This is a genomic window from Desulfurivibrio nitratireducens (assembly GCF_044068515.1).
GTDB lineage: Bacteria > Desulfobacterota > Desulfobulbia > Desulfobulbales > Desulfurivibrionaceae > Desulfurivibrio.
The window spans coordinates 1-3,755 of the sequence record NZ_JBIPKI010000082.1 but is presented as its reverse complement, the minus strand read 5'-3'; the positions used below and the strand labels follow the sequence as shown (position 1 = coordinate 3,755).

The window sequence follows — 3,755 nt, the reverse complement described above, 5'->3', positions numbered from 1 at the left end:
CCGACGCCGCCCCTACCGCGCCGGCTCCTTCTGAAACCAAGGCCAAAAGCCGCCAACCGCCGGGAAGCTGAGCATGGACCTGCATCGCCTGGAAGTATTCTGCAAGGTTATCGACCTGAAGAGTTTCACCAAGGCGGCGGACGCGGCCCTGCTCTCTCAGCCGACGGTGAGCGAGCATATCCGCAGCCTGGAGGAAACCCTCGACGTCCGCCTGATCGACCGCCTGGGCCGGGAGGTACTGCCCACCCAGGCCGGCAAGATTCTCTACGACTACGCCCGCAAGATCCTGCGCCTGCGCCGGGAAGCCACCGAGGCCATCGCCAGCCACAGCGGCCGCCTGGTCGGCCACCTCTGGGCCGGGGCCAGCACCATCCCCGGCACCTACCTGCTGCCGGAGCTGCTGGGGCTCTTCAAGCAGCGCTGCCCCGAGGTCCTGGTCACGGTCAACATCGCCGGTTCCCGCCAGGTGGCGGACAAGGTCATCCAGGGCGACTGCGAGTTCGGAATCACCGGGGCCAAGTGGAACGAAACTTCCCTGCAGTGGGAACCGCTCTGCAGCGATGAACTGGTGCTGACGGTAGGCCGGGATCATCCCTGGGCCCGGCGGGACCAGATCGAACTGGCGGAGTTGACCACCCTGCCCTTCATCGACCGGGAACGGGAATCCGGCACCCGCAAGGCGATGAATGAAATTCTCGCCGCCGCCGGCATGGACCCGGCCCGGTTGCAGATCATCGCCGAGATGGGCAGCACCGAGGCGGTGCGCCAGGGGGTCAAGGCCGGCATCGGGGTGGCGATCATTTCCCGCCGGGCGGTGCGGGAGGATTTCGATTGCGGCCTGCTCACCGAGGTGGCCATCCGCGACGTCCGCTTCACCCGGCCCTTTTACCTGGTCCAGCGCAAAAACCGCAGCCTTTCGCCTATCGCCGCCCTTTTCCTCGATTTTCTGCGCCAAAACGTCTGACAAAAGAGCGGGCCGAAGCGGCGGAAACCGGCCGGGAGCAAGTTTTCTCCTTGCCCCCAGGGACCAAATAAGTTATAAGCCTTTTTTCACCAAAGCACCCGTAGCTCAGCTGGATAGAGTGCCGGACTACGAATCCGTAGGTCGCAGGTTCGAATCCTGCCGGGTGCACCAGGTAAAACAAGGACTTAGCGGCTTCGGCTTCTAAGTCCTTTTTTCGTTTCCCACCATATTTCCCACCCAGGAGGCAATTTTTACTCAAAGATCAGGTGGCCACTCCTGCCCGCTTAGGTAGGCCCAGGGCGTCGGTTACCACCAGCGGCGGTTACCAATCTCGGTTACCACGCTTTTACACGATCAGATCCGCCAGCAAAGATGACCCAGGGCGCAGGTATCCAGCACGGTATCCAAACAATCACGTCCGCGAAAAGAGACAGACCGCTCACCGCTGCTTGTCGTGATTACCCCCGCGTAGGGGTGTTGCGTTGCGTGTTGCCTCGGGACCTGTTGCCCTTCTTCTCGCCCGCGCGCGATGACACGGGAAACCTCGTCATCTGCTGCCATCCAATCACGCACAGAAGAGCGGAGAGCGCCCCTTGTGGCCACCGGAAACTGTCACCTTTACATGGGCGCTTTTTGTGTCCCTGGCTGCAACTTCACAACCCTTTCTGCAACCGCGCACGTTACCCCTGTTGGTGTCAGTGTCAGCGCCGTCCTCTGTTCGCGTTATGATATGCGCTAAATCGGGGGCAGCTTCCAGGAACGCCCCGAGCGTATGATGTCCTATAAATCGGGCCGACACATTACCGCGCTCTATCTGTGACTGACCGTTCCGCGTGCGCGTATGACTCCAGATAAATCGGGCTAGACCTGGAGGCAATTGCCGGTAAACCCTTGTGTGGCAGGCAAAAGAAGAGAATAACCACACCCTGACAAATGTTGTCCGTGTAACAGCCCTTTTGCTACCTGCTGAAACCGGAAAGGGGTTTGAAAAACAATGACACATTGCCAGGGCCGACAACAGGGGTTGCACGCCGGTCAACACATGGGCTTCCAGTTACACCCATCGGCGGCGCCGGATCTTCTATCTCGCGCGCGGGCGCACCTGGTTGCGAATACCCGCTTACCCCTGCGTACCCCTGCGTACCGGTGGCCGCCAGGCTCCGCCGGATTGTGCTGTTTCCGGTGAAGGGTTCAATGAAGGTTACACCGAGGGTTACACCCTGCAGGTATGCAACGAACCATTACCCCGCGGTCGCTCTCGCAAGGCCTGGAAAAAGAAAGGCCGGTCAACCATGACGGTGAGCCGGCCCTGCTTGAGATGATTGGTGGAAAGCGTGTTGCAGAAGGCTAAGGCTTCGCGAAGCGAATATCGGGGTACTTCTCCCGCGTACTCTGGTAGGCCGATTTTGCGGCTTGCTTCAGTTAATCGATCTCGGAAGGAGCTAAGCATCTGAATCGGCCGACTGCTTCGTATTCGGCTTGAGATTCCGGGACACGCGGGGGCGCTGCTTCTTCTCCACGGCGTCCAGCGTCTTCGTCAACAGGTCGGCGACGGCCGGGATCCTTGTCACCTGGTCGATCTTTTCCAGGCCCTGGTAAACTCGCTTACTCATCTGGTCCTCCCATTTTCACGCTGCATTCCAGTAGGTGATCGCTGAATTATCTGCAAGCATTTCCCTGCAAAGGAATTTTCCCTTTACACTCCGGGGAGGCCCACCGGCCCAAGCCATGGAAGCCGCCCCGGAGTGGCTTTCCCGGCCAGGCTAAAGCAACTGCCTTCTTCCCAAATCCTGCCTGTGTAGGCTGATTAATCCTGTAATCTACGCCACAAGGCTTCGATAATAACGTTGGCAGCATCATCGGGATGGAAACGGCCGGTACTTTCCAGCAGGGCTGTATTTTCTGACCAGAGGCCAAATTCATTACGTATCCACTGCCCAAGGCCAAAATGTAGTAGAAAAAGCTCAGCCATTGGCATAGCGGCAATTTTGTCAGTCTCGTCTTTGTGCAAGAGATCAAGAAGTTTGTTGACTGCTTGCTCAACCGTTTCCGGCCATTCGCTCGGTTGTTTCATCCGACTTTCACCTTGATGATCATATCCTTGCCCACCGAGTATTCTTATTTTTTTTTAGACTATCGAATCATCCGTCACAGGGCAACACGAAATGCGGGACGGTAAGAAAGTTGGTTCCACGGTCTTAATCCTGGAATTGGCTTTTTACGGTTGTTATTGCGATAGGCATAGAATAGACTCCGCTGGTTATCAGACGACTTGCTGACCAAGTTGCCAGCTGCCGGAGGGAGCCTTGAAAATGTATGGTGGTCAAAGAAGCTACCCATTATTTTTCACCCCTTGCCCGCGATTTCCATTCTCTTGCCTCTCCTTTTCGATTCCACCTTGGCTGATCTCTTCGTTCTTACCCCGACTCCCAGAATAACGCGGTTAATCGCTTATGAAGAAAGATCGCCATATCATCACCCGCTTCCCTTTTTACACAGTCTTTGCCTTCCTGCTCCAGGTTGTCCTGGTTTTGGCCGTCCAGGCGGCCCCGGCCACCTTCGAGCAAGCCAAGGTCGAAGCCCGGCACTACGTCTATCTCGACCGCAATACGGTCGGAACTTTTTACTGCGGATGTGAATGGGAATGGACTGGCCGTTCCGGGGGCAGGATTGACTTTGACTCCTGCGGCTACGAGATCCGGGCGCAGGAGAATCGGGCGGTGCGGATAGAGTGGGAACACATCGTGCCGGCCTCCAATTTCGGCCGGGCCAGGCAATGTTGGCAGGACGG

At 57.7% G+C, this 3,755-nt stretch carries 4 protein-coding genes and 1 tRNA gene; 3 read left to right on the top strand and 2 right to left on the bottom strand.

Going from position 1 to position 3,755, the window contains the following annotated elements:
• Positions 1-73: 73 nt before the first annotated feature.
• Both ACHHTY_RS11870 and ACHHTY_RS11865 read left to right on the top strand, forming a co-directional pair.
• A complete protein-coding gene (locus ACHHTY_RS11870; RefSeq protein ID WP_395494377.1) occupies positions 74-964 on the top strand; it encodes a selenium metabolism-associated LysR family transcriptional regulator in 891 nt (296 codons plus the stop codon).
• A 94-nt stretch (positions 965-1,058) separates the two neighbouring features.
• A tRNA-Arg gene (locus ACHHTY_RS11865) sits at positions 1,059-1,135 on the top strand.
• A gap of 1,271 nt (positions 1,136-2,406) precedes the next feature.
• Here ACHHTY_RS11865 and ACHHTY_RS11860 read toward each other — a convergent pair.
• Both ACHHTY_RS11860 and ACHHTY_RS11855 read right to left on the bottom strand, forming a co-directional pair.
• On the bottom strand, positions 2,407-2,577 hold the full coding sequence (locus tag ACHHTY_RS11860; RefSeq protein WP_395494376.1) for a hypothetical protein: 171 nt from the start codon (positions 2,575-2,577) through the stop codon (positions 2,407-2,409).
• Between the two features lie 194 nt (positions 2,578-2,771).
• Positions 2,772-3,038, bottom strand: coding sequence for a DUF6794 domain-containing protein (locus ACHHTY_RS11855; RefSeq protein ID WP_395494375.1), 267 nt, complete (start codon positions 3,036-3,038; stop codon positions 2,772-2,774).
• Between the two features lie 379 nt (positions 3,039-3,417).
• On the opposite strand from ACHHTY_RS11855, the gene ACHHTY_RS11850 reads away from it, so the two are divergent.
• The coding region (locus tag ACHHTY_RS11850; protein WP_395494374.1) for an endonuclease at positions 3,418-3,755 on the top strand (338 nt) is incomplete at its 3' end.

What these genes read in the sequence shown, in the direction of transcription:
- ACHHTY_RS11855 (WP_395494375.1), bottom strand. Translation starts at nt 3,038, where the DNA reads ATGAAACAACCGAGCGAATGGCCGGAAACGGTTGAGCAAGCAGTCAAC.
- ACHHTY_RS11870 (WP_395494377.1), top strand. Translation starts at nt 74, where the DNA reads ATGGACCTGCATCGCCTGGAAGTATTCTGCAAGGTTATCGACCTGAAG.
- ACHHTY_RS11860 (WP_395494376.1), bottom strand. Translation starts at nt 2,577, where the DNA reads ATGAGTAAGCGAGTTTACCAGGGCCTGGAAAAGATCGACCAGGTGACA.